General features: G+C 61.6%; 1 protein-coding gene. It reads right to left on the reverse strand.

All coding sequences use genetic code 11. From position 1 onward, the window contains the following. Positions 1 to 4,448: beta strand repeat-containing protein (locus JN524_RS27110; protein WP_337248680.1), on the reverse strand; the 4,448-nt coding region annotated here is incomplete at both ends.

Consider the following 4,448-nt stretch of genomic DNA (forward strand, 5'->3'; position numbering starts at 1 on the left):
CAGTTTGACCGTGGTGGTATCAATGGTGTCGGTGACGTTGGTGACTGCAGGAGCAGTGCTCGGTACCAGGTTCTCGAAGTTGCCACCGGTAGCAGTCGAAATGGTCGCTTCGACTTTGCCAGCGTCCTTGTACACGTCATCGGCGGGGGCCGGAACGGTAACGGTGCCAGTGGTTTTGCCTGCTTCGATGGTGATCACGGCGCCGTTGCTCAACGTCACGGTGACTGGCGAGCCAGCGGCGTTGGTCAGGGTCGCGGTGTAAACGATCGAGCCACCTTCAGCCACGGTACCGGTCGCGGACAGCGACAGGTTGGTGGTGTCGACGGTGTCGGTGACGTTAGTGCTGACCGGGGTTTTGTCAGCCACGAGGTTTTCGTAATTGCCGCCAGTCACACCTGTGATCGAGTTGGTCAGAGGCGCATGACCGGTCAGCGCGTCGTTAGGCGCGGTGCTGGTGACGGTGCCAGTGGTCTTGCCGACTTCGATGGTGATGTTCTGACCGTTGGCCAGGGTCACCACGACCGGCGAACCGGTGACTGGTGCGCCAACAGTGGCGGTATAGGTGACGGTGCCGCCTTCGGCTACCGAGGTATCGGCGGTCAGTTTGACGGTCGAGGTGTCGATCGTGTCGGTGACTTCGGTGACAGCCGGCACGGTACTTGGCACCAGGTTTTCGAAGTTGCCACCGGTGGCGGTTGAAATGGTTGCTTCGACTTTGCCTGCGTCTTTGTAAACGTCGTCCGCCGGAGCTGGAACAGTTACGGTGCCGGTGGTTTTACCCGCGTCGATGGTGATCACCGCGCCGTTGGACAGGGTCACGGTGACTGGCGAACCAGCGGCATTGGTCAGAGTTGCGGTGTAAACGATCGAGCCGCCTTCAGCGACGGTGCCTGTGGCACTGAGCGAAAGGTTAGTGGTGTCGACGGTATCGGTCACGGTGGTGCTGACCGGAGTCTTGTCAGCCACCAGGTTCTCGTAGTTGCCGCCGCTGACGTTAGTGATGGCATTGGTCAGCGGTGCATGACCGGTCAGCGCATCGTTCGGTGCGGTGGTGGTGACCGTACCGGTGGTCTTGCCGACTTCGATGGTGATGTTCTGACCGTTAGCCAGGGTCACGACCACAGGCGAACCGGTTACCGGAGCACCGACAGTCGCGGTGTAGGTGACGGTGCCACCTTCCGCAGCCGATTCGGTCGCGGTCAGTTTGACCGTGGTGGTGTCGATGGTATCGGTAACGTTGGTGACGGCCGGAACGGTACTCGGCACCAGGTTCTCGAAGTTGCCACCGGTAGCGCTGGAAATGGTTGCTTCGACTTTACCGGCGTCCTTGTACACGTCATCGGCTGGCGCCGGAACGGTCACGGTGCCAGAGGTTTTACCGGCCTCGATGGTGATCACCGCGCCGTTGGACAGGGTCACGGTGACTGGCGAACCAGCGGCGTTGGTCAGGGTTGCGGTGTAGACGATCGAGCCACCCTCGGCCACGGTGCCGGTCGCACTGAGCGACAGATTGGTGGTGTCGACGGTGTCGGTGACATTGGTCGAAACCGGCGTTTTATCCGCCACGAGGTTTTCGTAGTTACCGCCGCTCACATCGGTGATGGCGTTGGTCAGCGGCGCATGGCCGGTCAACGCATCGTTCGGCGCAGTGGTAGTCACGGTGCCAGTGGTTTTACCCACTTCGATGGTGATGTTCTGACCATTGGCCAAGGTCACCACGACCGGCGAGCCAGTCACCGGCGCACCGACAGTCGCGGTGTAAGTGACGGTGCCACCTTCAGCAGCAGACTCGGTCGCGGTCAGTTTGACCGTGGTGGTGTCGATGGTGTCGGTCACGTTGGTGACGGCCGGAACAGTGCTCGGCACCAGGTTTTCGAAGTTGCCACCGGTGGCAGTCGAAATGGTTGCTTCGACTTTACCGGCGTCTTTGTAAACGTCATCAGCCGGAGCTGGAACGGTCACGGTGCCCGACGTTTTACCGGCTTCGATGGTGATCACCGCGCCGTTGGACAGGGTCACGGTGACTGGCGAACCAGCCGCGTTGGTCAGGGTCGCGGTGTAAACAATCGAACCACCCTCGGCCACCGAGTCGCTGGCGGTCAGGTTCAGGTTGGTGGTGTCGACAGTGTCCGACACCGAGGTGTTCGCCGGTGTCTTGTCGGCCACCAGGTTTTCATAATTGCCGCCGGCAACCTTGTCGATGGCGACGCTCAGCGAGCTGCCGCCGGCCAACGGGCTGTTCGGCGCGACGAAGTTTACGCTGCCGGTGGTTTCACCGACGGCGATGGTGATGGTCTGGCCATTGGACAGAGTGACCACAACTGGCGAGCCGGTTACCGGTGCGGTGACGCTCGCGGTGTAAACCACGGTTTCGCCTTCGGCGACGTTGGCGGTGGCAGTCAGCGACACGGTGGAGGTGTCGATGGTGTCGTTGACGGTGGTCACCGCCGGCGTGTTGCTGGTCACCAGGTTTTCGAAGTCGCCACCGGTCGCGCCCTTGATGGTCGCTTCAACGGTGCCGGCGTCCTTGTAGACATCATCCTTCGGTGCATCAACGGTCACGGTGCCGGAAGTTTTGCCGGCCTCGATGGTGATCACTGCGCCATTGCTCAACGTCACGGTCACCGGGGTGCCGGCGGCGTTGGTCAGGGTGGCGGTGTAGGTGATCTGGCCGCCTTCGTTCACCGCCGGGGTCGCGCTCAGCGACAGGTTGGTGGTGTCGACGGTGTCGGTCACGGTGGTGCTGACCGGCGTTTTGTCGGCGACGAGGTTTTCGTAGTTGCCGCCGCTGACATTGGTGATCGAGTTGTTCAGCGGCTCATGACCGTTCAGCGCATCGTTCGGAGCGGTGGTCGTCACGGTGCCGGTGGTCTTGCCGATGTCGATGGTGATGGTCTGACCGTTGGCCAGGGTCACAACAACAGGTGCGCCAGTCACTGGAGCGCCAACAGTCGCGGTGTAGGTGACAGTGCCGCCTTCAGCCACCGAAGTATCGGCGCTCAGCTTCACGGTCGAGGTATCGATGGTGTCGGTGACTTCGGTGACGGCCGGAACGGTGCTCGGCACCAGGTTCTCGAAGTTGCCGCCCGCAGCATCCTTGATGGTCACTTCAACCTTGCCGGCGTCCTTGTAGACGTCATCGGCTGGCGCTGGAACGGTCACGGTGCCGGTGGTTTTGCCCGCGTCGATGGTGATCACGGCGCCGTTGGACAAAGTCACGGTTACCGGCGTACCGGCCGGGTTGGTCAAGGTTGCGGTGTAGACGATCGAACCGCCTTCAGCGACGGTGCCGGTCGCGGCCAGCGACAGGTTGGTGGTGTCGACGGTATCGGTCACGGTGGTGCTGACCGGGGTTTTGTCGGCAACCAGATTCTCGTAGTTGCCGCCGCTCACGTCGGTGATGGCGTTAGTCAACGGCGCATGACCGTTCAGCGCATCGTTCGGCGCGGTGGTGGTCACGGTGCCAGTGGTTTTGCCGACTTCGATGGTGATGTTCTGACCATTGGCCAGGGTCACCACGACTGGCGAACCGGTAACAGGTGCGCCAACGGTGGCGGTGTAGGTGACGGTGCCACCTTCAGCAGCGGACTCGGTTGCGGTCAGCTTCACCGACGTGGTGTCGATGGTATCGGTGACTTCGGTCACGGCCGGAACAGTGCTCGGAACGAGGTTCTCGAAGTTGCCGCCGGTTGCACCGTTGATGGTGACTTCGACCTTGCCGGCATCTTTGTAGACGTCATCGGCAGGCGCCGGAACGGTCACGGTGCCAGTGGTCTTGCCGGCCTCGATGGTAATCACCGAACCGTTGGACAGGGTCACGGTGACTGGCGAGCCAGCAGCGTTGGTCAGGGTCGCGGTGTAGGTGATTGAACCACCCTCGGCGACCGAGTTGGTGGCGCTGAGCGACAGATTCGTCGTGTCCACGGTGTCAGTGACGGTGGTGCTGACCGGGGTTTTGTCAGCGACCAGATTTTCGTAGTTACCACCGATGACGCCGGTAATCGAGTTGGTCAGCGGTTCGTGACCGTTCAGCGCATCGTTCGGTGCGGTGGTGGTCACGGTGCCGGTGGTCTTGCCGACTTCGATGGTGATGTTCTGACCATTGGCCAGGGTCACCACGACTGGCGAACCGGTAACAGGTGCGCCAACGGTGGCGGTGTAGGTGACGGTGCCACCTTCAGCAGCGGACTCGGTCGCGGTCAGCTTCACCGACGTGGTGTCGATGGTGTCAGTGACTTCAGTCACTGCCGGAACGGTGCTCGGCACTAGGTTCTCGAAATTGCCGCCTGCGGCGTCTTTGATCGTGACTTCAACCTTGCCAGCGTCTTTGTAAACGTCATCGGCTGGGGCGGGAACGGTCACGGTGCCGGTAGTTTTACCAGCTTCGATAGTGATCACCGAGCCGTTGCTCAGGGTCACGGTGACTGGTGTGCCCGCTGGGTTGGTCA

The sequence above is a fragment of the Pseudomonas sp. MWU318 genome, from assembly GCF_016756945.1.
GTDB classification, from domain to species: Bacteria; Pseudomonadota; Gammaproteobacteria; order Pseudomonadales; family Pseudomonadaceae; genus Aquipseudomonas; species Aquipseudomonas putida_A.